The 26,552-nt window shown below is 68.9% G+C and carries 26 protein-coding genes; 17 read left to right on the top strand and 9 right to left on the bottom strand.

The features are described 5' to 3' along the window. Positions 1-3 precede the first annotated feature (3 nt). From purE to AACG61_RS07795, 3 genes are read left to right on the top strand one after another with little or no spacing between them, the layout of a single operon-like run. Positions 4-489 (top strand): 5-(carboxyamino)imidazole ribonucleotide mutase, encoded by a 486-nt coding sequence (purE, locus tag AACG61_RS07785; RefSeq protein WP_411836576.1) that lies wholly within the window; start codon positions 4-6, stop codon positions 487-489. Next, complete coding sequence (locus AACG61_RS07790) at positions 482-1,516, top strand: 5-(carboxyamino)imidazole ribonucleotide synthase (RefSeq protein WP_411836577.1); 1,035 nt, start codon at positions 482-484, stop codon at positions 1,514-1,516. The genes purE and AACG61_RS07790 overlap by 8 nt, the downstream gene beginning before the upstream one ends. Next, positions 1,513-1,947 carry an NUDIX domain-containing protein gene (locus AACG61_RS07795; protein ID WP_411836578.1) on the top strand — a complete coding sequence of 145 codons (435 nt, stop codon included), beginning with the start codon at positions 1,513-1,515 and terminating at the stop codon, positions 1,945-1,947. Before AACG61_RS07790 ends, AACG61_RS07795 begins: the two co-directional genes overlap by 4 nt. Before the next feature lie 74 nt (positions 1,948-2,021). On the opposite strand, the gene purF is transcribed toward AACG61_RS07795, so the two are convergent. From purF to radA, 3 genes are all read right to left on the bottom strand, one after another. Continuing rightward, positions 2,022-3,512 (bottom strand): amidophosphoribosyltransferase, encoded by a 1,491-nt coding sequence (gene purF, locus AACG61_RS07800; protein ID WP_411836579.1) that lies wholly within the window; start codon positions 3,510-3,512, stop codon positions 2,022-2,024. A gap of 124 nt (positions 3,513-3,636) precedes the next feature. Continuing rightward, entirely contained in the window at positions 3,637-4,230 is a 594-nt protein-coding gene (locus tag AACG61_RS07805; protein ID WP_411836580.1) for a CvpA family protein, read from the bottom strand. Between the two features lie 42 nt (positions 4,231-4,272). Further along, positions 4,273-5,637: a DNA repair protein RadA gene (gene radA / locus AACG61_RS07810; protein ID WP_411836581.1), complete on the bottom strand. Its 1,365-nt coding sequence runs from the start codon at positions 5,635-5,637 to the stop codon at positions 4,273-4,275. A gap of 135 nt (positions 5,638-5,772) precedes the next feature. On the opposite strand from radA, the gene AACG61_RS07815 reads away from it, so the two are divergent. The 4 genes from AACG61_RS07815 to AACG61_RS07830 are packed head-to-tail and all read left to right on the top strand — an operon-like array spanning position 5,773 to position 8,695. Continuing rightward, positions 5,773-7,068 (top strand): lipoprotein-releasing ABC transporter permease subunit, encoded by a 1,296-nt coding sequence (locus AACG61_RS07815; RefSeq protein WP_411836582.1) that lies wholly within the window; start codon positions 5,773-5,775, stop codon positions 7,066-7,068. Then, positions 7,061-7,726, top strand: a complete 666-nt coding sequence (locus AACG61_RS07820) for an ABC transporter ATP-binding protein (RefSeq protein ID WP_411836583.1) — start codon at positions 7,061-7,063, stop codon at positions 7,724-7,726. Before AACG61_RS07815 ends, AACG61_RS07820 begins: the two co-directional genes overlap by 8 nt. 60 nt (positions 7,727-7,786) lie before the next feature. Next, positions 7,787-8,194: a c-type cytochrome gene (locus AACG61_RS07825; protein ID WP_411836584.1), complete on the top strand. Its 408-nt coding sequence runs from the start codon at positions 7,787-7,789 to the stop codon at positions 8,192-8,194. Positions 8,195-8,197: 3 nt separating this feature from the next. Beyond that, complete coding sequence (locus AACG61_RS07830; RefSeq protein ID WP_411836585.1) at positions 8,198-8,695, top strand: phosphatase PAP2 family protein; 498 nt, start codon at positions 8,198-8,200, stop codon at positions 8,693-8,695. On the opposite strand, the gene selD is transcribed toward AACG61_RS07830, so the two are convergent. Next, positions 8,692-9,753 (bottom strand): selenide, water dikinase SelD, encoded by a 1,062-nt coding sequence (gene selD / locus AACG61_RS07835; RefSeq protein WP_411836586.1) that lies wholly within the window; start codon positions 9,751-9,753, stop codon positions 8,692-8,694. The two genes, AACG61_RS07830 and selD, sit on opposite strands and share 4 nt — an antisense overlap. Before the next feature lie 156 nt (positions 9,754-9,909). Between selD and tig the strand changes: the two genes are divergently transcribed. The 9 genes from tig to AACG61_RS07880 all read left to right on the top strand — a co-directional run bounded on the left by tig (position 9,910) and on the right by AACG61_RS07880 (position 17,460). Further along, on the top strand, positions 9,910-11,244 hold the full coding sequence (gene tig / locus AACG61_RS07840; RefSeq protein ID WP_411836587.1) for a trigger factor: 1,335 nt from the start codon (positions 9,910-9,912) through the stop codon (positions 11,242-11,244). Positions 11,245-11,353: 109 nt separating this feature from the next. Continuing rightward, complete coding sequence (locus AACG61_RS07845; RefSeq protein ID WP_411836588.1) at positions 11,354-11,773, top strand: DUF1489 family protein; 420 nt, start codon at positions 11,354-11,356, stop codon at positions 11,771-11,773. Between the two features lie 251 nt (positions 11,774-12,024). Further along, the gene (locus AACG61_RS07850; RefSeq protein ID WP_411836589.1) at positions 12,025-12,534 is read left to right on the top strand and encodes a CarD family transcriptional regulator; all 510 of its coding nucleotides are present in this window, start codon (positions 12,025-12,027) and stop codon (positions 12,532-12,534) included. A 139-nt stretch (positions 12,535-12,673) separates the two neighbouring features. Then, positions 12,674-13,591 carry a manganese-dependent inorganic pyrophosphatase gene (locus AACG61_RS07855; protein ID WP_411836590.1) on the top strand — a complete coding sequence of 306 codons (918 nt, stop codon included), beginning with the start codon at positions 12,674-12,676 and terminating at the stop codon, positions 13,589-13,591. Further along, on the top strand, positions 13,591-14,451 hold the full coding sequence (locus AACG61_RS07860; protein ID WP_411836591.1) for a TIGR01459 family HAD-type hydrolase: 861 nt from the start codon (positions 13,591-13,593) through the stop codon (positions 14,449-14,451). The genes AACG61_RS07855 and AACG61_RS07860 overlap by 1 nt, the downstream gene beginning before the upstream one ends. Before the next feature lie 126 nt (positions 14,452-14,577). Next, complete coding sequence (locus AACG61_RS07865) at positions 14,578-15,021, top strand: MaoC family dehydratase (protein ID WP_411836592.1); 444 nt, start codon at positions 14,578-14,580, stop codon at positions 15,019-15,021. A gap of 32 nt (positions 15,022-15,053) precedes the next feature. Then, positions 15,054-15,983: a bifunctional riboflavin kinase/FAD synthetase gene (locus AACG61_RS07870; RefSeq protein ID WP_411836593.1), complete on the top strand. Its 930-nt coding sequence runs from the start codon at positions 15,054-15,056 to the stop codon at positions 15,981-15,983. Beyond that, positions 15,983-16,423, top strand: coding sequence for a YcgN family cysteine cluster protein (locus AACG61_RS07875; protein ID WP_411836594.1), 441 nt, complete (start codon positions 15,983-15,985; stop codon positions 16,421-16,423). Before AACG61_RS07870 ends, AACG61_RS07875 begins: the two co-directional genes overlap by 1 nt. After that, positions 16,420-17,460 (top strand): threonine aldolase family protein, encoded by a 1,041-nt coding sequence (locus AACG61_RS07880; RefSeq protein WP_411836595.1) that lies wholly within the window; start codon positions 16,420-16,422, stop codon positions 17,458-17,460. The genes AACG61_RS07875 and AACG61_RS07880 overlap by 4 nt, the downstream gene beginning before the upstream one ends. On the opposite strand, the gene AACG61_RS07885 is transcribed toward AACG61_RS07880, so the two are convergent. The 5 genes from AACG61_RS07885 to AACG61_RS07905 form a co-directional block, all read right to left on the bottom strand. Continuing rightward, positions 17,457-17,879 (bottom strand): CinA family protein, encoded by a 423-nt coding sequence (locus tag AACG61_RS07885; protein WP_411839476.1) that lies wholly within the window; start codon positions 17,877-17,879, stop codon positions 17,457-17,459. The two genes, AACG61_RS07880 and AACG61_RS07885, sit on opposite strands and share 4 nt — an antisense overlap. Before the next feature lie 44 nt (positions 17,880-17,923). Then, positions 17,924-18,421, bottom strand: a complete 498-nt coding sequence (locus AACG61_RS07890; RefSeq protein ID WP_411836596.1) for a phosphatidylglycerophosphatase A — start codon at positions 18,419-18,421, stop codon at positions 17,924-17,926. Further along, a complete protein-coding gene (locus tag AACG61_RS07895; protein ID WP_411836597.1) occupies positions 18,418-19,560 on the bottom strand; it encodes a bifunctional 2-C-methyl-D-erythritol 4-phosphate cytidylyltransferase/2-C-methyl-D-erythritol 2,4-cyclodiphosphate synthase in 1,143 nt (380 codons plus the stop codon). Before AACG61_RS07895 ends, AACG61_RS07890 begins: the two co-directional genes overlap by 4 nt. Beyond that, positions 19,557-21,731, bottom strand: coding sequence for a phosphoribosylformylglycinamidine synthase subunit PurL (purL, locus tag AACG61_RS07900; RefSeq protein ID WP_411836598.1), 2,175 nt, complete (start codon positions 21,729-21,731; stop codon positions 19,557-19,559). The genes AACG61_RS07895 and purL overlap by 4 nt, the downstream gene beginning before the upstream one ends. 329 nt (positions 21,732-22,060) lie before the next feature. Then, positions 22,061-22,966, bottom strand: coding sequence for a LysR family transcriptional regulator (locus tag AACG61_RS07905; protein ID WP_411836599.1), 906 nt, complete (start codon positions 22,964-22,966; stop codon positions 22,061-22,063). Positions 22,967-23,128: 162 nt separating this feature from the next. On the opposite strand from AACG61_RS07905, the gene AACG61_RS07910 reads away from it, so the two are divergent. Further along, on the top strand, positions 23,129-26,518 hold the full coding sequence (locus AACG61_RS07910; RefSeq protein ID WP_411836600.1) for an indolepyruvate ferredoxin oxidoreductase family protein: 3,390 nt from the start codon (positions 23,129-23,131) through the stop codon (positions 26,516-26,518). The last annotated feature ends 34 nt before the right edge of the window (positions 26,519-26,552 follow it).

Raw genomic sequence — 26,552 nt, forward strand, 5'->3', positions numbered from 1 at the left:
GCGATGACCGAACCGGTGGGAATCATCATGGGCAGCCAGTCCGACTGGCCCACCATGCGCGAGGCGGCGACGATCCTGGACGAGTTGGGCATCGCCTGGAGCGCCCGCATCGTCAGCGCCCATCGCACGCCCGACCGGCTGTGGGATTACGGACGCAGCGCGGCGGATCGGGGCCTGAAGGTCATCATCGCGGGCGCGGGCGGGGCCGCCCATCTCCCCGGCATGATGGCCTCCAAGACGCGCATACCGGTGATCGGCGTGCCGGTCCAGACCAAGGCCCTGTCCGGGGTCGATTCGCTCTATTCCATCGTGCAGATGCCCAAGGGCTATCCGGTCGCGACCATGGCGATCGGGGCGGCGGGTGCGGCCAATGCCGGGCTAATGGCGGCGGGCATCCTGGCGCTGAACGATCCGGCACTGGCGCAGCGGCTGGACGACTGGCGCGCGGCCCTGTCGGCCTCCATCCCCGAGGAGCCCTCCGATGACTGAGATCCGCACCATCGGCATCCTGGGCGGCGGCCAGCTGGGCCGCATGCTGTCGGCGGCGGCCAGCCGCCTCGGCTTGCGCTGCCATATCTATGAGCCGGGCGCGGCGCCCGCGGGCGATGTGGCCTGGCGCGTGACGACCGCCCCCTACGAGGACGAGGCGGCGCTGCGCGCCTTCGCCGAAAGCGTCGACGTCATCACCTATGAGTTCGAGAACGTCCCGACCTCGGCACTGGACCTGCTGGAGAGCCTGCGCCCGATCCGCCCGGGCCGTCGCGCCCTTGCCGTGTCGCAGGACCGCCTGACCGAGAAGACCTTCCTGACCGAGATCGGCCTGACCGTCGCACCCTTCGCTGACGTTCCAGATCAGGGCACGCTGGACGATGCCATCGCCCGGATTGGCCGCCCCTCGATCCTCAAGACCCGCCGCATGGGCTACGACGGCAAGGGCCAGGTCCGCATCGGCGACGGCCCTGCCGACTGGACCGGCGCGCCCTCGGTCCTGGAAGGTTTCGTCGCTTTCACCGCCGAGATCAGCGTGATCATCGCACGCGGCACCGACGGTCAGGTCGCGGCCTTCGATCCGGGCCTGAACGTCCATGAGGGCGGCATCCTGCGCACGACCACCATTCCCTGCGGCCAGCCCGCCCGCGTCACCACCGACGCCGTGCTGATCGCCGCGCGCATCGCCAATGCGCTGGACTATGTGGGCGTGCTGGGGGTCGAGCTGTTCGTGACGCCGCAGGGCCTGATCGTGAACGAGATCGCGCCCCGCGTGCACAACTCCGGCCACTGGACGCAGGCGGGCTGCGCTGTCGATCAGTTCGAACAGCATATCCGTGCCGTGGCGGGCCTGCCCCTGGGCGATGGCCAGCGTCATGCGGATGTGGTGATGGAGAACCTGATCGGCGACGACATGGAGCGCGTGCCCGCGCTCTTGGCGCAGCCCCGCACGCAAATCCATCTCTATGGCAAGGGCGAGGCGCGCCCCGGTCGCAAGATGGGCCATGCGAACCGGATCACCGGATGATCCGCCTGGCGGTCCGCGCCGCGATCCTGCAGGCGGACCGCGTCCTGATGGTGAACGCCTATCCGGGCGCGCAGTCCGACCTCTGGTGCCTGCCCGGCGGCGGGGTCGAGCCGCACGCCTCGCTTCCCGACAATCTCGCCCGCGAGGTGCAGGAGGAGACGGGCCTTTCCATCACCGTGGGCGCGCCCTTTCTGGTCAACGAATTCCACGACCCCGACCGTCGCTTCCATCAGGTCGAGATCCACTTCCGCGCGACCCTCACCGGCCCCTACCGAATGACGCTGGCCGATCCCGAAGGCATCGTGAACCGCGCGCGATGGGTCACGCGCGCCGAACTGGCCACTCTGCGCCACAAGCCCGACGGCCTCGCCGCGGCCATCTGGTCCATGGACGCAGCAGGCTACGACGCGCTCGAACGCATCGTCCCCTGACCCTTCTTCTTCACGAAAATATCCCCCAGGGGGTCCGGGGGACGGGACGTCCCCCCGGCCGTCGCGGGATGCGCTCACTCGGCGGCTTGCTTCACCGCGGTCTCGGAGCCGACCTTCATCCGGAACCCCCGCTCCAGCTGATCGAAGGGCGCCACGGGATAATCGCCGGAGAAGCACGCGTCGCAGTATCGCGGCGCCTTGGGATCGCGGCCCGCGGCCTCGCCTGCCGCGCGGTAGAGACCGTCCAGCGACACGAAGGACAGGCTGTCCACGCCGATCCAGTCGCGCATCTCCTCGGGCGTCATGTTCGCGGCCAGGAGCTTGTCGCGGTCGGGCGTGTCCACGCCGTAGAAGCAGGGCCAGGCCGTGGGGGGCGAGGCGATGCGGAAATGCACCTCGGCCGCGCCGGCATCCAGGATCATGTCCTTGATCTTGCGGCTGGTGGTGCCGCGCACCACGCTGTCATCGACCAGCACGACCCGCTTGCCCGCGATCAGCGCGCGGTTCACGTTCAGCTTCAGCCGCACGCCCATGTTGCGGATCTGGTCGGTGGGCTCGATGAAGGTCCGGCCCATGTACTGGTTTCGGATGATCCCCATGCCGTAGGGAATGCCCGATTCCTGGGCATAGCCGATCGCCGCCGGGGTGCCGCTGTCGGGGACGGGACAGACCAGATCGGCCTCGACCGGCGCCTCGCGGGCCAGCTCGACCCCGATCTGGCGGCGGGTCTCATAGACCGACCGACCGCCGATGATCGAATCGGGGCGCGAGAAATAGACATGCTCGAAGATGCAGAACCGACCCGTCGAGGGGCCGAAGGGGCGCGACGATTCGATCTGGCCCTTGGAGATCACCACCATCTCGCCCGGCTCGACCTCGCGCAGGAACTCGGCGCCGATGATGTCCAGCGCACAGGTCTCGGAGGCCAGGACGTATCCGTCCTCGCCCACCTTCCCCAGGACCAGCGGCCGCACGCCCAAGGCGTCGCGAACGCCGATCAGCTTGGTCCGGGTCATGGCGATGACGCTGAACGCGCCCTCGACACGGCGCAGCGCGTCCTTCATCCGCTCGGGGATGTTGCGCTGGATCGACCGGGCCATCAGGTGGATGATGCATTCGCTGTCCGACGACGACTGGAAGATCGAGCCGCGCTCGATCAGCTCGCGCCGCAGGGCGCTGGCGTTGGTGATGTTGCCGTTATGGGCGATCGCGCAGCCGCCCATGTGGAACTCGCCGAAGAAGGGCTGCACGTCGCGGATCGCGGTGTTGGCCTTGGTCCCGGCGGTGGAATAGCGGACGTGCCCGATGGCCAGCGGGCCGGGCAGGGTGGCCATCAGCTCGGGCTTGGTGAAGTTGTCGCGGACATAGCCGAAGCGATGGGCGCTGTTGAACCCCTGCTCGGGGTCGTGGGCGACGATGCCGCCCGCCTCCTGGCCGCGATGCTGCAGCGCATGAAGGCCCAGGGCCACGAAGTTCGATGCGTCCGCCACGCCGATGGCGCCGAAGATGCCGCATTCCTCATGCAGGCGGTCCGAATCGAAGGGATGGGCCAGAAAGGGTTGCACGAACGGACCTCGATGGCTGGGGGCTGTTGGGCGCTATGTAGTCCGCCCCCGCGTCAAAGTCACGCCCCCGCGGTCGGGCGGGGGCGCTTTTTCGTCATGATGCCGTCGCAATCGGCGGACGAACTCAGTTCGCGGCGGGCGCCTCGGGGGTCACGGCGGTGTCGGTGGCGGTGCAGCCCATCACCATCTGCTCGTAGCGGGTGACGATCCAGCCCGGCGCGTCGGCGGGGATCTGGTCGTCCATCTGCAGGCGCATCCGCTCGAACACCTGGGCCGAACGCGAGTTCTCGACCACGGCGACGTCCTGGGTGGTCATCACGCGGTCGTAGACGATGAAGGCGATCGCGACCAGCAGGACGCCGCGTGCCACGCCGAACAGAAAGCCCATGCCCTGATCCACGCCGCCCAGGGCCGAGCGCTGCACGACCGAGGAGAACAGCGGCGTGATGATCGAGAAGACGACCAGCGCCAGCGCGAAGACCACCGCAAAGCCCGCGATCGTCGCCAGTTCGCAGCTGTCGCCCAGGAACCGGTCCAGCACCGGCAGCTGCGCCACCAGCGGCCGCATCGTCGGCGCGAACAGGAAGGCCAGCACCGCTGCGCCGATCCAGCCCAGGATCGCCAGCGATTCGCGCACGAAGCCCCGCGACCAGGCCAGAATGGCCGAGAGGATGATGACACCCGCCACCACCGCGTCGATGATCGTAAATCCGTCCATGAACCTGCCCCTTGCGCCGGTTGTCGTTCCGTTTCAGGCCCTTCAGCCGGCGCCGAAGATATCGCCCACAAATCCCGTCAGGTCGGTGATGCGCCTGAGCGCCATCCCCGACGCGCCTTCGACCCGTGAGGCGTCCGGCAAAATCGCTTGTGAAAAACCAAGTTTCTGCGCCTCTTTCAACCTGTTTTCGGCCTGCGCCACCGGACGCAGCGCGCCCGACAGGCTGATTTCGCCGAAAAGTACGGCGTCCGGGGGCAGGGGGTTGTCCTCGCGCGCCGACAGAAGCGCCCCCGCGATGGCCAGATCAGCCGCCGGCTCCGCGACCTTCATGCCGCCGGCGACGTTCAGGAACACGTCCAGCCCCGCGAAGGGGATGCCGCAGCGCGCCTCCAGCACCGCCAGGATCGTGCTGACGCGGCCGCTGTCCAGGCCCACCACCGTGCGGCGCGGGCTGGCCAGGGTCGAGGGCGCGACCAGGGCCTGCACCTCTGTCAGGACCGGGCGCGTGCCTTCGATGCCCGCAAAGACCGCGCTGCCCGCGATGGGCTGACCGCGTTCGGACAGGAACAGCGCGGAGGGGTTCGCGACCTCGGCCAGGCCCGCGCCGGTCATCTCGAAGACGCCGATCTCTCCGGAAGGGCCGAAGCGGTTCTTGACGCTGCGCAGGATGCGGAACTGATGGCCGCGCTCGCCCTCGAAATACAGCACGCAGTCGACCATGTGCTCGACCACGCGGGGGCCGGCGATCTGGCCGTCCTTGGTGACATGGCCGACCAGGATCACCGCCACGCCCCGGCTTTTCGCGAAGGTCACAAGCTCGTGGGCGGCGGCGCGGACCTGGGCCACGCTGCCCGGCGCGGCCTCGACCGTGTCCGACCACAGCGTCTGGATCGAATCGATCACCGCCACGTCGGGGCGTTCGGCGTCCAGCGTCGTCAGGATGTCGCGCAGGTTCGTCTCGGCTCCAAGCCGCATCGGCGCATCCGCCAGGCCAAGGCGGACGGCACGCATGCGTACCTGGGCGCTGGCCTCCTCGCCGCTGAAGTAGATCGCGTTCTGACCGCGCCGCGAAAAGGCCGCCGCCGCCTGCAGCAGCAGGGTGGACTTGCCGATCCCGGGATCGCCGCCGACCAGCAGGGCCGATCCCGGCACTAGGCCACCGCCCAGCACGCGGTCCAGCTCGTCCATGCCCGACAGGGCGCGCGGCGGCGGCGGTTCGGTCGTGGACAGGCCCGACAGCGGCACCGCGCGCCCCTTGTGCGCGCCAAGGCCCCGGCCCGGACCCTGGGACAGGGGGGCCTCCTCGATGATGGTGTTCCAGGCGCCGCAGGCGTCGCAGCGCCCGGCCCATTTCTTGTGGGCGGCGCCGCAGGCGGTGCAGGTGAAGGCGGAGGATGATTTTGCCATGGCCCTCATCTGGCACCGCCCGGCGGGCCTCGCAAGGTGGGTATTTGCGCGCGCGCCGGGCCCTCACGGCTTTGTCGGCTTGAATTTCGGGGGGCGCGGGGGCAGGGTCCGGGCGGAAATTCAGGGGCTTGGACCATGGCGATAGGCTTTTCGCGTTTCGAATTCATGATCGCCTGGCGGTACCTGCGGGCGCGCCGCGCCGAGGGCGGCGTCAGCGTCATGACCTTGATCAGCCTGATCGGCATCGCCCTGGGGGTGATGGCGCTGATCGCCACGCTGGCCGTGCGCGCGGGGTTCCGGGCCGAGTTCGTCGACACGATCCTGGGTGCCAACGCGCATACCACGGTCTATCTGGCGCCGCAGACCGTCACCAACGAGTTCACCGACGACGTTTATGTCGTACCGGGCCGCATCACCGACTATGAGGCGATGGCCGCGCGCCTGGCCGAGGTGCCGGGCGTCACCCGCACCGCTGCGATCATCAAGGGCCAGGTCATGGCCAGCGCCAACGACTCCTCCAACGTGGCCGAGGTCTTCGGCGTGACGCAGGCCGATCTGGAGGCGATGCCGCGCATCGTCGACCCGGCGACGTCCGAGGGCGACCTGGCGCGGTTCGACCAGGGCATCGCCATCGGCTCGGGCATCGCGCGCGAACTGGGCGTCGGCGTCGGCGACCGCATCCGCCTGATCGCGCCCGAGGGGGCGCGCACTGCCTTCGGCACCTCGCCCCGCGTCAGCGCCTATGAGGTGACCTACATCTTCAGCGCCGGGCGCTACGACATCGACCGGACGCGGGTCTACATGCCGCTGGCCGAGGCGCAGGCCTATTTCAACCGCGAGGGCGTCGCCGACGAGATCGAGGTCTTCGTCGAGGACCCCGAGCGCGTCGACGACTGGACGCTGCCCCTGATGCAGGCCGCCGGAGAGGGCGCGCAGACCTGGTCCTGGCGCGACAGCTCCGGGTCGTTCCTCTCCGCGCTGGACATGGAGGACGACGTGATGTTCGTGATCTTGTCGGTGCTGGTGCTGATCGCGTCGATGAACATCACCAGCGGGCTGATCATGCTGGTCAAGAACAAGGGCCGCGACATCGGCATCCTGCGCACGATGGGCCTGACCGAAGGGTCGATTCTGCGGGTCTTCTTCCTCTGCGGGGCGTTCACCGGCATCATCGGCACGATCGCGGGGGTGGTGCTGGGCGTGGCGCTGGCGCTGAACGTGGACAACATCATGGCGGGGCTGAACGCGCTGACCGGGGGCGGCGCGTGGCAGCCCGAGGTGCGCGGCATCTATCGTCTGCCCGCCGACCTGCGGGCCTGGGACATCTTCCGCGCGGTGGCGCTGTCGCTGACGCTGTCCTTCGTCGTGACGATCTTTCCCGCGCGCCGCGCCGCGCGCATGAATCCGGTGGAGGCCCTGCGCTATGAGTGACGTGTTGCGGCTGGAGGGCGTCGGCAAGACCTATGGCAAGGACGGCCCGGCGCCGGTGACAGTGCTGGACAGGCTGGACCTGAGCGTCGCGCGCGGCGAGGTCGTGGCGCTGGTCGCCCCGTCGGGGGCGGGGAAATCGACGTTGCTGCATATCGCGGGGCTGCTGGACACGCCCGATGCGGGCCGCGTCTGGCTGGCCGGGCGCGACATGACCGGCCTGCCGGACCGCGCGCGGACCGAGGCGCGGCGGCAGGAGCTGGGCTTCGTCTATCAGTTCCACCACCTGCTGCCCGAATTCAGCGCGGCCGAGAACATCGTCCTGCCGCAGCTGGCCAATGGCGTGGCGGCGCGGGATGCGCAGGCGCGGGCCGCCGATCTGCTGAACCGCGTGGGCCTCGGGCATCGCGCGGATCACCGCCCTGCGCAGATGTCGGGCGGAGAGCAGCAGCGGGTGGCCTTCTGCCGGGCGCTGGCCAACCAGCCCGCGCTGCTGCTGGCGGACGAACCCACGGGCAATCTGGACCCCGAGACCTCGGACCGGGTCTTCGACGTGCTGATGGCGCTGGTGCGCGACACGGGGCTCTCGGCGCTGATCGCCACGCATAACCATGCGCTGGCCGCGCGGATGGACCGGGTGATCCGCCTGACCGCCGCCTGAGCGTTGCACCGCCGCGCATGCGGGTGCATGGTGGGGAAAAGGCAGAAGGGGGCAGGGCCGATGCGGGCATGGATGATGGCGGGGATGACGGGGCTGGCGCTGGCGGGGCTGGTCGCCGCCTGCGCCCCCGAGGTGCAGCCGACGGGGGCCGCGCGCGACTATGCCGATTACTGCGCCAGCTGTCACGGCCCGGGCGGTCGCGGCAACGGCCCTGCCGCGGTGGGCATGCAGCCCGCGCCGGCCGACCTGACCATGCTGGCCGCGCAGAATGGCGGCGTCTTTCCCAAGACCCGCGTGATGGGCCAGCTGGTCGGATACACGATGGGTCGCAGCGAATCGCACATGCCGGTGTTCGACGTCCTGCGCGAGGGTCCGGTTGTCATGTATGACGACGGCTCGGGCCAGCGCGTCGCCACGCCCGCGCGGCTGGTGGCGCTGGCCGACTACCTCCAGACCCTGCAGCAGTAGCCGATGCGCGCGGCGGTTGCCGGGATGGCCTGCCTGCTGGCGATGCCCGCGGGGGCCGATGGGCTGGAGCGGTTCGGAACCACGATGAAATACGCGCTGCCGCTGGCGGCGGCCGTCTGCGCCGCCGATCAGGACCGGCTGGAGGATTTCGCGGTGCGCGGCGCGCTCCAGGCGGCGGTGGTTCTGGGCCTCAAGGCGGTGTTCGACGGCACCCCCCTGGGCATGCGGCCTTCGGGCGAGGGGCGGGGCTTTCCGTCGGGGCATTCCGCCGCCGCAGGCTTCGGGGCCGCAGATCTGGCCGGGAAATGCTGGGAGGATGATCCCGCTCTGGGCGCCGCGGCCTATGGCGCGGCGGGGCTGACGGCGTTCAGCCGCATTCACGCGGGCGAGCATACGCCCGATCAGGCGCTGGCCGGCGCGCTGATCGGGATCAGCTTCGGCGCGGCCAGCTTCGGCATCGGGTCCGAAGGGGCCGCGATCAGCTTCGGCCTGCGCTTCTAGCGCAGGATGACGCGGGGCGCGGCGGTCTGCGGGCCGACCTCGCCGATGACGGCGGCATCCGCGAAGCCATGGCGCGCGAAGGCCGCCTGCACCGCGGGCAACGCGTCGGGCGTGCAGGCGACCATCAGCCCGCCGCTGGTCTGCGGATCGGTCAGCAGGGCGCGGTCCGCATCGGCAAAGCCCTGCGGCAGGGCCACGCCCTCGCCATAGCTGGCCCAGTTGCGGCCCGAGGCGCCGGTGACATGACCCGCCGCGATCAGCGCGTCGATGCCGGGCAGGCGCGGCACGGCGGACCAGTCGATCAGCAGATCGCAGCCCGACCCGCGCGCCATCTCCAACCCGTGGCCGCCCAGGCCGAAGCCGGTGACATCGGTCATCGCATGCACGCCGTCGATGGCGGCAAGGTCCGGGCCGGGGCGGTTCAGGCGGGTCGCGACCTCGATCATCCGGGCATAGCCGTCGTCGTCCAGCTGGCCCTTCTTCAGCGCGGCCGACATGACGCCGACGCCCAAAGGCTTGCCCAGCACCAGCAGATCGCCCGGCTGCGCGTCCGCATTGCGCTTCAGCCGTGCCGGATCGACCAGGCCCAGGGCCACGAGGCCGTAGATCGGCTCGACCGAATCGATGGTGTGGCCGCCGGCGATGGGGATGCCCGCCTCGCGGCAGATCGAGGCGCCGCCATCCAGGATCGCGCCGATGGTGGCGTGCGAGATCGCGTTGATCGGCATGCCCACCACCGCCAGCGCCAGAATGGGCGTGGCGCCCATCGCATAGACGTCGCTGATCGCGTTCGTCGCGGCGATGCGGCCGAAATCATGCGGATCGTCCACCACCGGCATGAAGAAGTCGGTCGTGGCGACCAGCGCCTGGTGGTCGTTCAGCTTGTAGACCGCGGCATCGTCCGAGGTCTCGATGCCCACCAGCAGCTCGGGCGGGACGGGCAGGGCGGCGCTGCCCCGCAGCAGCGAGGACAGCACCCCGGGCGCGATCTTGCAGCCGCAGCCGCCGCCATGGGCCAGCGATGTCAGGCGGGGTTCGGTGGGGGCGTCGGCGGTCATGGCAACTCCTGTCGGTTGGCCCCATCCTAACGCCGCGGGGCGGGCGAGTTCCAGCGGGACCGCGTGCTATCTGCTTGCAGGCCCGCGGCCCGGCGACTAGAACGGCTCAAATTTTCAGGCCGCCTGATGGGTGGCCCTTCTTTCTATGAGGGTAAGATGCAGGTCAAGGAAACGCAGAACGACGGTCTGAAGCGCGGGTATCAGTTTACGCTGCCCGCCGCCGACCTGGCCGCCGCCGTCGATGCCAAGCTGAAAGAGGCGCAGCCCGAAGTCGAGATGAAGGGCTTCCGCAAGGGCAAGGTCCCGATGGCCATGCTGAAGAAGCAGTTCGGCCCGCGCATCCTGGGCGAAGCCATGCAGGACGCCATCGACGGCGCCGTGCGCGAGCATCTGGAGCAGTCGGGCGACCGCCCCGCCGCCCAGCCCAAGATCGAGATGGAGGGTGGCGACACCTGGAAAGAGGGCGACGACGTCGTGGTCAACGTGACCTACGAGACGCTGCCCGCGATCCCCGAGGTCGACCTGTCGGACCTGTCGCTGGAGAAGCTGACCGTTCCCGCCGAGGAGGCCGCCGTCACCGAGGCGCTGCAGAACCTGGCCAAATCGTCGCAGTCCTTCGAGGACCGCAAGAAGGGCAGCAAGGCCAAGGACGGCGATCAGGTCACGATCGACTTCAAGGGCTTCGTCGACGGCGAGGCCTTCGAAGGCGGCGCGGCCGAGGACTATCCGCTGGTCCTGGGCTCGAACAGCTTCATCCCCGGCTTCGAGGATCAGCTGGTCGGCGCCAAGGCCGGTGACGAGGTCAAGGTCGCGGTGAAGTTCCCCGAGGAATACGGCGCGCCGCATCTGGCCGGCAAGGACGCCACCTTCGAATGCACCGTCAAGGCCGTGAAGGCCCCGAAGGAGGCAGAGCTTGACGACGAGCTGGCCAAGAAGTTCGGCGCCGAGGACCTGGACGGTCTGAAGAAGCAGATCGCCGAGCGACTGGAGGCCGAGTATGCCGGTGCCGCGCGTGCGGTGATGAAGCGTTCGCTGCTGGATCAGCTGGATGCCAAGGTCAAGTTCGACCTGCCGGAATCGCTGGTCGAGGCCGAGGCCGCGCAGATCGCGCATCAGCTGTGGCACGAGGAGAACCCCGAGGTTCACGACCACAACCACGGCTCCATCGAGCCGACCGAGGAGCACAAGACCCTGGCCGAGCGCCGCGTCCGTCTCGGCCTGCTGCTGGCCGAGATCGGCCAGAAGGCCGAGGTGACCGTCAGCGACCAGGAGATGACCCAGGCCGTTCTGCGCGCCGCGCGCCAGTATCCCGGCCAGGAGCGTCAGTTCTTCGAGTTCATCCAGCAGAACCAGGCCGCCCAGCAGCAGCTGCGCGCCCCGATCTTCGAGGACAAGGTCGTCGACCTGATCGCCGAGAAGGCCAAGGTTCAGGAGAAGACCGTGACCAAGGAAGAGCTGGAGAAGGCCGTCGAGGCGCTGGACGAGCTGTGATCCCGGTCATCTGACCGCCGGAGGGCCGTGCATCATGCGCGGCCCTTTGCGTTTCGGGGGTCGTCCGCGGGCCCTTGATGCCGCCGCGTCGCGCGATTAGGTCGGCACCATGACCGCGATCCTGCACCTGATGAAGCTGTGTGTCGGCGCCGAGAGCCCCGACGACCTTGCCGCATGGCAGAAGCGCTTTGGCGCGGGCCCGGCGATGCATGTCACCCGCATGTGGCCCAAGCGCGAGGTGGAGCTGCTTGCCGGCGGGTCGATCTACTGGGTGTTCAAGGGCGTCATGCTGGCGCGCCAGCGCATCCTGTCGCTGGAGCGGATCGAGGGCGAAGACGGCATCCTGCGCTGCGGCCTGGTTCTGGACCGCGACCTGGTCCGCGTCGCCGCCGTGCCGCGACGCCCGTTCCAGGGCTGGCGCTATCTTCCCGCCGAGGACGCGCCGCCGGACATCCCCGCAGGCCGCGCCAGCGAGGAGGCGCTGCCTCCGGCCATCGCGGCGGCCTTGGCCGAGATGGGCCTGCGCTGAGGCTTCACCGCCGGACGCGGCGTCTTGATGGCCGCGACCTGCATGCGACGCTTTTTCCGGCGTCATTTTTGTGTTATACTGACTGCTGTCGCGCGTCGTCCGGAGGGTTTCCGGACCATGGGCAATCCGCTGCCGCGTTCCTGCCGTCTGCTGGTCGGGAGCGCCCAACATGATCGAAAACGGACCGAGGGTGGTCGATCACCCTGCGGCCCTTTGTGCCCGTCCTATGGGCGCATGTCAAAGGAAGCCAGATGTCGAAATCGAAGAAGAATGAATTCCGTCCCGATGATTTCGTGGTCTATCCCGCCCACGGCGTCGGCCGCATCGTGTCCATCGAGGAGCAGGAGGTCGCCGGGCTGCGCCTGGAGATGTTCGTGATCTCGTTCGACAAGGACAAGATGACCCTGCGCGTGCCCACCGCCCGCGCGACCGAGATCGGCATGCGCAGCCTGGCCACCCCCGACCTGATCGACCGCGCGCTGGAGACGCTGAAGGGCAAGGCCCGCGTCAAGCGCGCCATGTGGTCCCGTCGGGCGCAGGAATACGAACAGAAGATCCATTCGGGCGACCTGCTGTCGATCGCCGAGGTCGTGCGCGACCTGCATCGCTGCGACGACCAGCGCGAGCAGTCCTATTCCGAGCGTCAGCTCTATGAGGCCGCTCTGGACCGCCTGACCCGCGAAGTGGCTGCCGTGGGCGGCCTGGACGTGGACGGCGCGCAGAAGCGCGTGGGCGACGTGCTGCTGTCCCGCGCGGCCTGAGCGCGACGCATCGCGATCCGGCAAGGGCGTCCCCCGGGGGCGCCCTTGGCATGTCCGGACCGATGTGCCGAACGTGGACAACGGGGGGCGGGCTGCCTATAAGGCGCCTGCAAACAACGCTCAAACCCCGAGGCGCATCATGATCAAGGTCTTTGGCCACACCTCTCCCGACACGGATTCGACCGGCTCGCCCATCATCTGGGCCTGGTACCTGAACGAGTGCCGCCAGACCCCGGCCGAAGCCGTCCTGCAGGGCGAACCCAATACCGAGGCCGCCTGGATGCTGCAGCGCTGGAACCTGGCCAAGCCGCGCATCATCGAGGACGTGACCGCCGAGGACGTCTGCGTCATCGTCGACACCAACAACCCGGCCGAGCTGCCCGCCAGCCTGGATCAGGCCGACGTGATCGAGATCATCGACCACCACCTGCTGGCCGGCGGCATCAAGACCCGTGCGCCGATCAACATCACCATCCGCCCGCTGGCCTGCACCGCCACCATCATGCACGACCTGATGGGCGAGGACATCGCCCGCGCCCCCGAGGGCATCAAGGGCGCCATGCTGACCTGCATCCTGTCGGACACGCTGGAGTTCCGCAGCCCGACCACCACCCCGCATGACCGCGCCGTGGCCGAGAAGCTGGCCGCCGAGCTGGGCGTGGACATCGCCGAATTCGCCGCCGAGATGTTCGCCGCGAAATCCGATGTCAGCGCCTTCAGCGAGGCCGCGCTGCTGAAGATGGACAGCAAGGAATACGAGCTGGGCGGCAAGCAGCTGCGCATCTCGGTCCTGGAGACGACCGCGCCGCAGGTCATCCTGGACCGCAAGGACGCGCTGATCGCGGCCATGCCCGCCGTCGCCGCCGAGGATGGCGCCGACGAGGTCATGCTGTTCGTGGTCGACATCCTGCGCGAGCAGGCGACGCTGCTGGTGCCCAACGACTATGTCAAGTTCGTGGCCGAGCGCAGCTTCGGCGTCACCGTCACCGGCGACACGGTCGTGCTGCCCGGCGTCGTGAGCCGCAAGAAGCAGATCATCCCGGTCCTGGCCGTCTGATGAGCCGCATCATTTCGTCGCTGGCCGAGATCTCGGCCGGCTATGACGCGCTGTTCTGCGATCTCTGGGGCTGTCTGCACAACGGCAGGCAGCCCTTTCCCGCGGCCGTGGCGGCGCTTCAGGCGTTCCGCGCAAAGGGCGGGCGGGTCTGCCTGATGACCAACGCGCCGCGTCCGAACCGCTTCGTCATCGCGCAGCTGGACCGCATGGGCGTGCCGCGCGACGCGTGGGACCTGGTGGTCAGCTCGGGCGATGCCGCGCAGGAGGCTATGTTCGCCGGCGCCGTGGGCCGCAAGGTCTGGCATATCGGGCTGGAGAAGGACGAGGGGTTCTTCGCCGACATCCCCGAGGGGGCCGAGCCGGTCCGGCGCGTCCCGCTGGAGGAGGCCGAGGGCATCGTGGCCTCGGGTCCCTTCGACGAGATCAACGAGACCCCCGAGGACTACCGCGACCGCTTCGAGGCGGCGATCGCACGCGGCCTGCCGATGCTCTGCGCCAATCCCGACATCGTCGTGGACATGGGCGAGACGCGGATCTACTGCGCGGGCGCGCTGGCGCAGTTCTACGAGACCCTGGGCGGCACCGCGCTCTATTTCGGCAAGCCGCATGTCCCGATCTATGATCGGGCGCGGCGGCTGATGGGCCTGGGTCCCGATGCGCGCTGTCTGGCGGTGGGCGACGGCATCCTGACCGACATCGCCGGCGCCGAGGCGCAGGGCATCGATTCGCTTTTCGTGACCGGCGGGCTTGCGGCGGATGCCTTCGGCGCGGATGTGGAGGCCCCCGAGGAGGCCCTGCTGCACCCGTGGCTGATGGCCGAGGGTCGGACGCCGACCTGGGTGATCGGACGGCTTCGCTGATCCCTGTTCCGGTCGGACAACATCGTTTCGTCCGAACACATTCTTGGGTTATTTTGTTGCCAAGACGCGCCGTCGCTGCTATGCAGCAATGGCGCGTCTGCGTTCTTGGCACAGGAAGACCCCGTGATGTTGGACAACCTGCCCCGCGGCACCATCGTGATCGAGGATCTGGAGATCGGCATGACCCGCCATCTTCAGAAGCAGGTGACCGATCGCGACATCGCCCTGTTCGCCGAGGTCTCGACCGACCGCAACCCGGTGCATCTGGACGAGACCTATGCCCGCGACACCATCTTCGAGGGGCGCATCGCCCACGGGATGCTGACCGCAGGGCTGATCTCGGCCGTGATCGGAGAGCAGCTGCCGGGTCGTGGCACGGTCTATCTGGGCCAGACGCTGAAGTTCATGGCGCCCGTCCGCCCCGGCGACATGGTCCGCGCCGAGGTCACCGTGCAGGAGATCGACCACGCGAAACGGCGGGTCACGCTTGCAACCCGCTGCCTCGTCGGCGATACGGTCGTTCTGAAAGGCGAGGCGGTCGTGCTGGCCCCAAGCCGCAAGTTCGACTGAAGGGACGGCCCGATCGTCCCGTTGGGGGCCTATTGCAGATCCATCGCGACTGGACCGCACTGAAGGCCGAGGCACGCGGTGCATCGGTCGCCATGGGCAATTTCGACGGCGTGCATCGCGGCCATCGCACCGTGATCGACGCGGCCCGCGCTGCCAGCGACGCCCCTCTGGGCATCCTGACCTTCGAGCCGCATCCGCGCGAATACTTCGCCCCCGACGCGCCGCCCTTCCGGCTGATGAACGCCGAGGCGCGGGCGAACCGGCTGTCGCGGCTTGGCGTCGCGCATCTCTATGAGCTGCCCTTCGGTCCCGTCCTGGCCGGGCTGACGCCCGAGGCCTTCGCGCGCGAGGTCTTGGCTGAGGGCCTGGGCGTCGCGCATGTGACGGTGGGGGCCGATTTCTGCTTCGGCAAGAACCGGGCGGGGACGGCGGCGACGCTGCAGGATCTGGGCCGGCAGCTGGGCTTCGGCGTCACCATCGTGCCGCTGGCGGGCAGCGAGGGGGCCGATTACAGCTCGACCGCGATCCGCGAGGCGCTGGCACGCGGCGACACGCAGGCGGCCGAGCGCATGCTGGGCCACTGGCACCGCATTGAGGGCGAGGTCATCCACGGCGAAAAGCGCGGCCGCGAGCTGGGCTGGCCCACTGCGAACATGGTTATGGACGGGCTGCACCTGCCGCGGCTTGGCGTCTATGCGGTGCTGGTCGACATCCTGACCGGGCCGGACAAGGGGCCCTGCAAGGGGGTCGCCTCGCTTGGCGTGCGGCCGATGTTCGGGGTCAACACGCCGAACCTGGAGGTCAACCTGTTCGACTATTCCGGCGATCTCTATGGTCAGCACCTGTCGGTCGCGCTGGTGGCCTTCCTGCGCGACGAGGCGCGGTTCGAGAGCCTGGAGGCGCTGATTGCGCAGATGGATCGCGACGGCGCCGAGGCGCGGCGCATCCTGGACGGTTGCTGATGCGCGAGCGGTTCTGGGAGCTGCCGCTGCCCCGTCTGACCCGCGAGGAGTGGGAGGCGCTCTGCGACGGCTGCGGCAAGTGCTGCCTGAACAAGATCGAGTTCGAGGACACGAACGAGCTGGCCTTCACTCGCGTCGCCTGCAAGCTGCTGGACGGCGAGGCCTGCCGCTGTTCCAGCTATGCCAACCGACACGATTTCGTGCCCGATTGCGTCGTGCTGACCCCGGCCAAGATCCAGGAGATCGCCTGGTGGCTGCCGGCGACCTGCGCCTATCGGCTGCGCCACGAGGGGCGGCCGCTCTATGACTGGCACCACCTGATCTCGGGCGATCCCGAGAGCGTGCATCGCGCAGGCGCCAGCGTGCGCGGCTGGACCGTCAGCGAGCTGTCGGTCACCGAGGACGATTGGGAAGACCACATCATCGAGGACCTGTCGTGAATTTCGCCTCCGACAATGCCTACACCGCCCACCCGGCGGTTCTGGACGCGCTGATGGCCGCCAATTCGGGCGCGGCGATGGGTTACGGCGCGGATGCCGTGACCGCCGCTGCCGAGGCCGCCATCCGCGACCTGCTGGAGGCGCCCGAGGCCGTCGTGCGCTTCGTCGCGACGGGCACGGCCGCGAACGCGCTGGTCTGCGCGCAGCTGGCCCCGTCCTTCGGTCGCATCTACTGCCATGACGACGCGCATATCGAGACCAGCGAATGCGCCGCGCCCGAGTTCTTCTCGCACGGGGCCAAGCTGGTGACGCTGCCGGGTCAGGAGGGCAAGATCGGCCCCGACACGCTGGCCCGCGCGCTGCAGGCCGGGGCGGGCGTCGGGCTGAACGGCGGGCGCAGCGCGCTGGTGTCGCTGACGAACGCGACCGAATGGGGCACCGTCTATGCCCCGGAGGAGGTCGCGGGCCTGGCGGCGCTGGCGCATGAGGCGGGCCTGCCGCTGCACATGGACGGCGCGCGCTTCTCGAACGCGGTGGCGACCCTGGGCTGTTCGGCAGCCGATCTGACCTGGCGGGCGGGCGTCGATGCGCTGTGCCTGGGCGGCACCAAGAACGGGGCGATGGCGGCCGAGGCGATGGTCTTCTTCGATCCCGCGCAGGCCGAGGGCTTCGACTATCGCCGCAAGCAGTCGGGGCATGTGCTGTCCAAGAACCGCTATCTGGCCGCGCAGATGCTGGCGCTGGCCACCGACGGGCTGTGGCTGGATCTGGCGCGGCGGGCGAACGCCAAGGCGCAGGTCCTGGCGCAGGCGGTGCAGGACGGGGGTGGCGCGCTGCTGGCCCCGGTGCAGTCGAACGCGGTCTTTGCCACGCTGCCGGTGGCGGTCCATCGCGCGGCGCGGGCGGCGGGGGCGCAGTACTACCTCTGGCCCGACAAGTCCGCCGAAGGGGCCGATCCGGTGCCGGTGCGGCTGGTCTGTGCCTGGGACACGCCCGATGCGGATGTGGAGCGGCTGGCCGCGATCCTGCGCGGCTAGGTGCGCAACGCCTCCAGCAGCAGCTGCAGGGCATGATCCACGGTCGCCGCGCGCACGCGCTGGCGGCCGATGGCGCCGAATTCGACGGTCTGGGTCTGCGTACCGAAGGGTTGGCTGAGGCCGAAGCAGACGCGGCCCTCGGGCTTGTGCTCGGACCCGCCGGGACCGGCGATGCCGGTGACCGACACCGTGATGCCCGCCCCGGATTGGCGCAGCGCGCCTTGCGCCATCTCGGCCGCGATCTCCTCGCTGACGGCGCCATGGGCCTCCAGCGTCTCGGGGCGGATGCCCAGCATCTGGACCTTTGCGGCGTTGGAATAGGTGACGAAGCCCCGGTCGAAGGCGTCCGACGATCCCGGCACCTCGGTCAGAGCGCCTGCGATCAGCCCGCCGGTGCAGCTTTCGGCGGTGGCGATCATCACGCCCCGCGCGCGGGCGGCGTCCAGGACCTGCGCGGCCAGCGTCACATCAGCACCCCATGCGCCACGCCCGCCGCGATGATCGTGGCGATCGCGGCGAAGATCCCGGCCCAGAGGTCATCCAGCATCACGCCCGCCGTGTCGTGACGACGGTCGGCGCGTCCGACCAGCCAGGGCTTCCAGATGTCGAACAGGCGGAAGAACAGGAAGGCCGCGACCCAGCCCGGCCAGGGGAAGTTGTCGGCCGTCAGACCCGCATGCCAGAACCCGAAGGAGGGCGCCATCAGCGCCAGCCACTGGCCCGCGACCTCGTCGATGACGATCTCGCTGCGGTCGGGGTCGGCCATCCCGGCAGTGTATCGCGGCACGACCCAGAACCCCAGCACGATCACCAGACCCGTGGCCAAGGCCAGCAGCGGGAAATGCCCGATCCGGTGCAGGATCAGCCCCATGGCGACCGCGACCGCCGATCCCCAGGTGCCGGGGGCGGGGCGCAGCAGGCCGGAATAGAACCAGGTGGCCAGCAGGCGGTCCATGCTCATTCCTTGATCAGGGTGGCGGTGGCGATTGCGGCGATGCCCTCGCGCCGGCCGGTGAAGCCCAAGCGTTCGCTGGTCGTGGCCTTGACGCTGATGCGGGCGGCGTCCAGGCCCATGATCTCGGCCAGGCGATGGGCCATGTCCAGGGCATGGGGGCCGATCTTGGGCGCCTCGCAGATCAGGGTCACGTCGGCATTGCCGATGCGGAACCCCTTGTCGCGCGCCATGCCCGCCGCATGGGCCAGAAAGATCGCGCTGTCCGCGCCCTTCCATTGCGGGTCCGAGGGCGGGAAATGCCGCCCGATATCGCCCTGCGCCATCGCACCATAGATGGCATCGGTCAGGGCGTGCATGCCGACATCGGCATCCGAATGGCCCAGCAGACCCGCATCATGCGGCACGCGGATGCCGCAGAGCGTCACATGGTCGCCCGGCCCGAAGGCGTGCACGTCATAGCCATTGCCAAGGCGGATATCCATGTCGGTCCCCAGAATGCGTTCGGCCCGCGCGAAATCGGCGGGGTAGGTGATCTTCAGATTGTCCTCGGAACCGGGGGTGATCGCAACCTCCAACCCGGCGGAAAGGGCCAGTTCCACGTCATCGGCGGCATCCGCCGACTGGTCGCGATGGGCCTTGAGGATCGCGGCCAGGGCAAAGCCCTGCGGCGTCTGCGCACGGTGAAGGCCGTCGCGCGGGGCGGTGGCGGTCACCCGGTCCCCCGCGCCACGCCAGAGCGCGTCCGAGACGGGCAGGGCGGGGGCCGCGGCATCGGCTCCGGCCTGCAGCGCATCGATCACGCCCCGGATCACCGCGTCGGGGACCAGCGGGCGGGCGCCGTCATGGATCAGGACGTGGCTGGCCTGCCCCTCCAGCGCCTCAAGACCCGCGCGGACGCTGGCGGCGCGGGTCTCGGCCCCCGCGACGATGGTGATCGCCCCGGCATAGCGGTCGATGGCCTGGCCCATGTCGTCAGGATGGACGACCAGCACGATCCGCTCGAACCCCGCGAAGGCTGCCAGCGTGCGGTCCAGAACCGGCCGTCCGGCCAGATCGCGCCATTGCTTGGGCGTGCCGCCGCCCGCGCGCGTGCCGCGTCCGGCGGCGGTGATCAGCGCCGCATAGCCGCGGGGCGCGCGGATCATGCGTGATCCGCGCCCTGGATCGCCGCCGCGAAGGCCGTGCGGTAGAGCGTCGAGAGATCGGCCAGGGCCGCGCTGTCGCCGCCCAGATCGACCGCCGTACCGCCGAAGCGGCCGACCGTGGCGATGGGCACGCCCGCGGCCTGGGCCGCATCGGTCAGGGCCGCCGCCGCGTCCGGCGCGCAGGCGACCAGATAGCGGGCCTGATCCTCTCCGAAGAGCTGCGCGATGTCGGCGCTGTCCAGCGTGACGCCGATGCGGGCCTCCTCGGCCATCTCGAAGGCCGCCAGCGCCAGACCGCCATCTGACAGGTCGCTGGCCGCGCGCAGATGGGCGCGATGGGCACGAAGGAATTCGCCGTTGCGGCGTTCGGCCTCCAGATCGACCGCAGGCGCATCACCCGCGTCGATGCCGAAACCCTCCCAGGCCAGGGCGGACTGCGCCAGATGGCCCTCGGTCGCGCCGATGACCAGCGCCAGGTCGCCTGCCTGCGGCAGGCCCGCGATGATGTCGTCCAGATCCGCGATCAGGCCGACGCCGCCGATGGTGGGGGTGGGCAGGATGCCCTTGCCGTCGGTCTCGTTGTAGAGCGACACATTGCCCGACACGATGGGGAAGTCCAGCGCGCGGCAGGCCTCTCCGATGCCCTGGATCGCGCCGACCAGCTGGCCCATGATTTCGGGCTTCTCGGGGTTGCCGAAGTTCAGGTTGTCGGTCGTGGCCAAAGGCAGGGCGCCCACGGCGGTCAGGTTGCGATAGGCCTCTGCCACGGCCTGGCGGCCGCCCTGGACGGGGTTCGCCTTGACGTAGCGCGGGTTCACGTCGCTGGTGAAGGCCAAGGCCTTGCGGGTGCCGTGCACGCGGACCACGCCCGCGCCCATGCCGGGGCGACGGATCGTGTCGGCGCCGACTTGGGTGTCGTACTGTTCCCAGACCCAGGCCTTGTGGGCATGGCTAGGGCTGCCGATCAGCGCGCGCAGCGCGGCGATGGGGGCGATGGCGGGCAGGGTGGGCGCGGGGCCTGCGGGCGGGGTCGGCACCCAGGGGCGGTCGTATTCGGGCGCGCTGGAGGAGAGCTTGGACAGCGGCAGGTCGGCCATGACCACGTCGCGGTGGACGATCAGGAAGCGGTCCTCGGGGATCGTCTCTCCGACGATCGCGAAGTCCAGGTCCCATTTCTCGAAGATCGCGCGGGCCTCGGTCTCCTTCTCGGGCTTCAGCACCATCAGCATCCGCTCCTGCGATTCCGACAGCATCATCTCGTAGGCGGTCATGTTCGCTTCGCGCTGCGGCACGTTGTCCAGGATCAGCTTGATGCCCAGACCGCCCTTGTCGCCCATCTCGACCGCCGAACAGGTCAGGCCCGCGGCCCCCATGTCCTGGATCGAGATGACCGACCCAGATGCCATCAGCTCCAGGCAGGCCTCCAGCAGGCATTTCTCGGTGAAGGGGTCGCCGACCTGCACGGTGGGACGCTTGTCCTCGATCGTGTCGTCGAACTCGGCGCTGGCCATGGTCGCGCCGCCGACGCCGTCGCGCCCGGTCTTGGCGCCCAGATAGACGACGGGCATGCCGACGCCGGAGGCCGCCGAATAGAAGATCTTGTCGGCATCGGCCAAGCCCGCCGCAAATGCGTTGACCAGGCAGTTGCCGTCATAGCTGGGATGGAAGCGGACCTCTCCGCCCACGTTCGGCACGCCGAAGGCATTGCCGTAGGCGCCGATCCCCTCGACCACGCCCTTGACCAGATGCGGCGTCTTGGGGTGATCCGTGCGGCCGAAGGACAGCGCGTCCATCGCCGCGATGGGGCGCGCGCCCATGGTGAAGACGTCGCGCAGGATGCCGCCCACGCCGGTAGCGGCGCCCTGATGCGGCTCGATATAGCTGGGGTGGTTGTGGCTCTCCATCTTGAAGACCACGGCTTGGCCGTCGCCGATATCCACGACGCCCGCGTTCTCACCCGGGCCGCAGATGACCTGCGGGCCATCGGTGGGCAGGGTGCGCAGCCATTTCTTGGACGACTTGTAGGAGCAGTGCTCGTTCCACATGGCGCTGAAGATCCCCAGTTCGGTGAAGCTGGGTTCGCGGCCGATGATCTCCAGGATGCGATCGTATTCGTCGGGCTTGAGCCCGTGCGCGGCGATCAGTTCGGGGGTGATCCGGGGTTCGAGCATGATCAAGCCTTCCTGCGCATGAAATCACGCGCCTTTTAGGCGCTGCCGGCGCGCATGGGAAGGCCGCCCGACCGGGTTGCACGACAAAAAAAAGCCGGGCACGAGGCCCGGCCTAAGTCCAACAGGGAGGTAGAAGATGACGCGCGATTACGCGGGTCGTCGTCTTCTGAGCCCGATCTATGTGCAGTTTGTGAACGCTTCAAGACAAATGAGGCTGCATGTGCAGCATAGCCGCCATGCAATGCCGGTATGGCTGCCCGGAAAGGGTGCAGATCACGTGTTTTCAGCGGTTTCCGGCGAAATCGCGGGCGGTCCTGCCTGCTTTCGCGTCAGTCCTGCCCCGCTTCGCTCTGATAGCGGCGATAGGCCTGGATCTCCTCCAGCACGAAATCGCGGAAGACGGCCACGCGGCGGGTCTGACGCAGCTCCTCCGGATAGGCCAGAAAGACCGGGACCTCGCCCGATTCGGTGTCGGGAAAGACCCTGACCAGGTTCGGATGGTCGGCGGTCAAATAGTCGGGCAGCACGCCGATGCCCAGATTCGCCAGCACCGCCTGGAGCACCCCGAAATAGTTGTTCACAGTCAGGGTGGAGCCGACATTCTGCGCCATCAGCTCCTGCACCAGACGGGCGCCGGCGGCGACCTGGGGCTGATCGGGCTTCTGGCAGATCAGCCGGTGGTTCGCCAGATCGGTCAGATCGGCCGGGTTGCCCCGCGCGGCGATGTAGTCCGGGCTGGCGTAAAGGCGCATGCGGATGTTCAGCAGGCGGCGGCGGATCAGGTCGGACTGGCTGGGCTCCTTCATGCGGATGGCCACGTCGGCCTCGCGCATGGGCAGGTCCAGGACGCGCTCCTCCAGCAGCAGGTCGATGCGCAGGTCGGGGAACTTCTCGTAGAGCTTGACCAGGCGCGGGGCCAGCCACAGCGTGCCGAAGCCGACGGTCGCGGTGACCTTCAGCTCTCCGAAGACGTTCTCCTCGCTGTCGCGGATGCGGGCCGAGGCGCTGTCCAGCTTGCGCGACATGGAGGAGGTCGCCTCGAACAGCAGCTCTCCCTGCTCGGTCAGAATCAGGCCGCGCGCATGGCGGTGGAACAGGGTCGTGCCCAAGGCCTCCTCCAGCGCCCGGATCTGCCGGCTGACCGCCGACTGCGACAGGTGCAGCACGTCGCCCGCATGGGTCAGCGACCCCGCATCCGCGACGGCGTGAAAGATTCTGAGCTTGTCCCAGTCCATCCTTGTTACGATCCTGTCATGACAGCCATGCGCCTTTTGCAGACCTAACCTTCCCCTGCGATTCCGGCAAGTCGCCGTCAAGGGATCAATTTTCGCTTCGTTGGTCAGCCATTCTGACCTATAATGGCGTCGGAGGCCCTGTGGGCATGGGAGGAGATGGTAGTGAGCAAGCAGGAATTTTCGCTGGCCGACCGGTTCGATCTGTCGAAGCGACACGTCTTGTTGAACGGGACGCAGGCACTCGTGAGGCTGATGCTCATGCAATCGGCACGCGACAAAGCCGCGGGCCTGGACACGGCGGGCCTGGTCACCGGCTATCGCGGCAGCCCGCTTGGCAGCGTGGACCTGATGATGACGCGCGAGGCCAAGCGCCTGGCCGCGGCGCAGGTGCTGTTCCAGCCGGGCCTGAACGAGGATCTGGCCGCCACCGCCATCTGGGGCAGCCAGCAGGCCGAGCTGCGCGGGGAGGGGCGCCATGATGGCGTCTTCGCGCTGTGGTACGGCAAGGGGCCGGGCGTGGACCGGTCGGGCGACGTCATGCGGCACGGCAACATGGCCGGATCGTCGCGCCACGGCGGCGTTGTCATGGCGATGGGCGACGACCATACGGGCGAAAGCTCGACCGTGCTGCATCAGTCGGACTGGGCGATGATCGACGCCTATATCCCGGTGCTGTCGCCCGCAGGCGTGCAGGAGATCCTGGATTACGGCCTCTACGGCTTTGCGCTGTCGCGCTATGCGGGGGTCTGGACCGGCCTCAAGACGATGAAGGACACGGTCGAGGCGACCTCGGTCGTGGACGGCGATCCGTTCCGGCTGCGCTTCGTGACGCCCGAGCGTGTGCTGCCCGAGGGTGGGCTGAACATCCGCCTTGGCGACACGCCGGTCGCGCAGGAGGCGCGGATGATCGACCACAAGCGGTGGGCGGCCGAGGCGTTCAGCCGCGCGAACCGCATCGACCGCAAGGTCTGGGGCAAGTCCGGGGCGCGGATCGGTTTCGTGGCCGCGGGCAAGAACTGGCTGGACCTGGTCCACGCACTGTCGCTGCTGGGCATCGACGAGGCCGAGGCCGAGCGTTTGGGCCTGACCACCTACAAGGTCGGGCAGACCTGGCCCATGGACATGAAGTCGATCCAGGAATGGTCCGAGGACCTGGAGCTGATCATCTGCGTCGAGGAGAAGCGCAAGCTGATCGAGGTGCAGCTGAAGGAGGCGATCTTCGACAACCGCCACGGCCGCCGCGTCCATGGCTGGAAGCATGACCGCACCGGAGAGGAGCTGTTCCCGGTCCGCTATGCGCTGGACCCGGTGATGATCGCGCAGAAGATCGGCGGCATCCTGATCGAGGAGGGCCGCGGGACCGAGCGTCTGCGCGCCGGGCTTGAGCGGCTGAACGAGGTGCGGCGCAACGACAACGCGCCCGAGATCGCGACCCGCACGCCGTGGTTCTGTTCGGGCTGCCCGCACAACACCTCGACCCGCCTGCCCGAGGGCAGCCGCGCCTATGCCGGGATCGGCTGCCACTACATGGTGCAGTGGATGGGTCGCGAGACCAACGGCTTCACCCATATGGGCGGCGAGGGCGTGAACTGGATCGGCGAGGCGCCGTTCAGCAAGAGAGGTCATGTCTTTCAAAACCTTGGCGACGGAACTTATAATCATTCGGGGTCTCTAGCGATCCGCGCGGCCAAGGCGGCGGGCACCAACATCACCTACAAGATCCTCTATAACGACGCCGTCGCGATGACCGGCGGGCAGCCGAACGAGGGCGGCCTGACCGCTCCGCAGATCGCGCGTGAGCTGCAGGCCATGGGCGTCAGCCCGCTGATCGTGGTGCATGACGAGAAGGAGGAGGTCGATCCCGCCCAGTTCCCCAAGGGCCTGCGGATCGAGACGCGCGACAAGATGATGGCCGTCCAGCGCGAGCTGGAGACGGTGGAGGGCGTGAGCGCGATCCTCTATGTCCAGACCTGCGCAGCCGAGAAGCGGCGGCGGCGCAAGAAGGGCCAGTTCCCCGACCCCGACCGCCGCGTCTGGATCAACCCCGAGGTCTGCGAGGGCTGCGGCGACTGTTCGGTGCAATCCAACTGCGTCTCCATCGTGCCGCTGGACACCGAGCTGGGCCGCAAGCGCCAGATCGACCAGTCCAGCTGCAACAAGGATTTCAGCTGCGTCAAGGGGTTCTGCCCCAGCTTCGTGTCGGTCCGGGGCGGCAAGCTGCGCAAGCCCAAGGCCGAGGCGTTCGATCTGCCGCCGCTGCCCGAGCCGGCGCTGCCCGCGATCCGCGGCACGCATAACGTCGTCATCACCGGCGTCGGCGGCACCGGCGTGGTGACGGTCGGCGCGGTCTTGGCGCAGGCCGCGCATATGGACGGCAAGGGCGCGGGCATGATGGAGATGGCGGGGCTGGCCCAAAAGGGCGGCGCCGTCCACATCCACCTGCGCCTGGCCGAGCGTCCCGAGGACATCAGCGCGATCCGCGTCGCCGTGGGCGAGGCCGATTGCGTGATCGGCGGCGATCTGGTCGTGACGGCCGGGGCCAAGACGATCGGCCTGATGACCGCCGGCCGCACCGGTGCGGTGGTGAACGATCATGAGATCATCACCGGCGATTTCACCCGCGACCGCGACTTCCGCGTGCCCTCGGACCGGCTGCGGATGTCGCTGGAGGCGCGCTTGGGCAAGCGGGTGGCCTTCCTGGACGCCAACGACCTGGCGCTGCGGATGCTGGGCGATTCGATCTATTCGAACATGCTGGTCCTGGGGGCCTGCTGGCAGCAGGGGCTGATCCCGCTGTCCCATGACGCGATCATGGAGGCGATCCGCCTGAACGGCGCGCAGGTCGAGGCGAACCAGCGCGCCTTCCAGATCGGCCGTTGGGCCGTGGCCTTCCCCGGGCAGACCCGCAAGCCCGCCGAGGTCGTCCAGCTGCCGCCCGATCCGGTCGCCTATCGCGAGGCGCGCCTGATCGAGTTTCAGGGCCGCCGCCTGGCGCGGCGCTATCGCAAGCTGGTCGATGCGGCGCCTGCGGGCCTGCGTGACAGCGTCGCAAGAAGCTACTACAAGCTGTTGGCCTACAAGGACGAATATGAGGTCGCGCGGCTGCATCTGAGCACCGCGCGGCAGGTCGCTGACCGGTGGGAGGGCGATGTGCGGCTGTCGCTGCATCTGGCCCCGCCGATGCTGAACGGCAAGGATGCCGACGGCCGCCCGAAGAAGCGCGAGTTCGGCCCGTGGATGTTCCGCGCCTTCCGCGTGCTGGCGGCCTGCAAGGGGCTGCGCGGCACGCCGCTGGATCCGTTCGGCTACAGTGCCGAGCGTCGCCGCGAGCGCGCCGCGATCCGCGAATACGAGGCCGACATGGCCGAGATCTTCGCGGGCCTGACCGACCCGATGCTGCCGGTCGCGATCGAGCTGGCCGAGCTGCCCTTGGGCGTGCGCGGCTTTGGCCCAGTCAAGGACCGCGCCGCCGATCAGGCCGCCCTGCGCCGGGCCGAGCTGCTGGAGCAGTTCCGGACCGGGCGGGCACCGATCCGTGAAGCGGCGGAGTGATCTGGCGCATTTTCAAACCGGTCGTGGCGTCCTA

The organism is Paracoccus sp. ME4, assembly GCF_046736325.1.
Lineage (GTDB): Bacteria > Pseudomonadota > Alphaproteobacteria > Rhodobacterales > Rhodobacteraceae > Paracoccus.

Coding starts and splice junctions, on each gene's coding strand:
- AACG61_RS07795 (WP_411836578.1), top strand. CDS start 1,513: ATGATCCGCCTGGCGGTCCGCGCCGCGATCCTGCAGGCGGACCGCGTC.
- AACG61_RS07875 (WP_411836594.1), top strand. CDS start 15,983: ATGCGCGAGCGGTTCTGGGAGCTGCCGCTGCCCCGTCTGACCCGCGAG.
- AACG61_RS07850 (WP_411836589.1), top strand. CDS start 12,025: ATGTCGAAATCGAAGAAGAATGAATTCCGTCCCGATGATTTCGTGGTC.
- tig (WP_411836587.1), top strand. CDS start 9,910: ATGCAGGTCAAGGAAACGCAGAACGACGGTCTGAAGCGCGGGTATCAG.
- AACG61_RS07790 (WP_411836577.1), top strand. CDS start 482: ATGACTGAGATCCGCACCATCGGCATCCTGGGCGGCGGCCAGCTGGGC.
- radA (WP_411836581.1), bottom strand. CDS start 5,637: ATGGCAAAATCATCCTCCGCCTTCACCTGCACCGCCTGCGGCGCCGCC.
- purE (WP_411836576.1), top strand. CDS start 4: ATGACCGAACCGGTGGGAATCATCATGGGCAGCCAGTCCGACTGGCCC.
- AACG61_RS07815 (WP_411836582.1), top strand. CDS start 5,773: ATGGCGATAGGCTTTTCGCGTTTCGAATTCATGATCGCCTGGCGGTAC.
- AACG61_RS07855 (WP_411836590.1), top strand. CDS start 12,674: ATGATCAAGGTCTTTGGCCACACCTCTCCCGACACGGATTCGACCGGC.
- AACG61_RS07865 (WP_411836592.1), top strand. CDS start 14,578: ATGTTGGACAACCTGCCCCGCGGCACCATCGTGATCGAGGATCTGGAG.
- AACG61_RS07845 (WP_411836588.1), top strand. CDS start 11,354: ATGACCGCGATCCTGCACCTGATGAAGCTGTGTGTCGGCGCCGAGAGC.
- AACG61_RS07905 (WP_411836599.1), bottom strand. CDS start 22,966: ATGGACTGGGACAAGCTCAGAATCTTTCACGCCGTCGCGGATGCGGGG.
- AACG61_RS07805 (WP_411836580.1), bottom strand. CDS start 4,230: ATGGACGGATTTACGATCATCGACGCGGTGGTGGCGGGTGTCATCATC.
- AACG61_RS07885 (WP_411839476.1), bottom strand. CDS start 17,879: ATGATCGCCACCGCCGAAAGCTGCACCGGCGGGCTGATCGCAGGCGCT.
- purL (WP_411836598.1), bottom strand. CDS start 21,731: ATGCTCGAACCCCGGATCACCCCCGAACTGATCGCCGCGCACGGGCTC.
- AACG61_RS07825 (WP_411836584.1), top strand. CDS start 7,787: ATGCGGGCATGGATGATGGCGGGGATGACGGGGCTGGCGCTGGCGGGG.
- AACG61_RS07830 (WP_411836585.1), top strand. CDS start 8,198: ATGCGCGCGGCGGTTGCCGGGATGGCCTGCCTGCTGGCGATGCCCGCG.
- AACG61_RS07890 (WP_411836596.1), bottom strand. CDS start 18,421: ATGAGCATGGACCGCCTGCTGGCCACCTGGTTCTATTCCGGCCTGCTG.
- AACG61_RS07860 (WP_411836591.1), top strand. CDS start 13,591: ATGAGCCGCATCATTTCGTCGCTGGCCGAGATCTCGGCCGGCTATGAC.
- selD (WP_411836586.1), bottom strand. CDS start 9,753: ATGACCGCCGACGCCCCCACCGAACCCCGCCTGACATCGCTGGCCCAT.
- AACG61_RS07895 (WP_411836597.1), bottom strand. CDS start 19,560: ATGATCCGCGCGCCCCGCGGCTATGCGGCGCTGATCACCGCCGCCGGA.
- AACG61_RS07820 (WP_411836583.1), top strand. CDS start 7,061: ATGAGTGACGTGTTGCGGCTGGAGGGCGTCGGCAAGACCTATGGCAAG.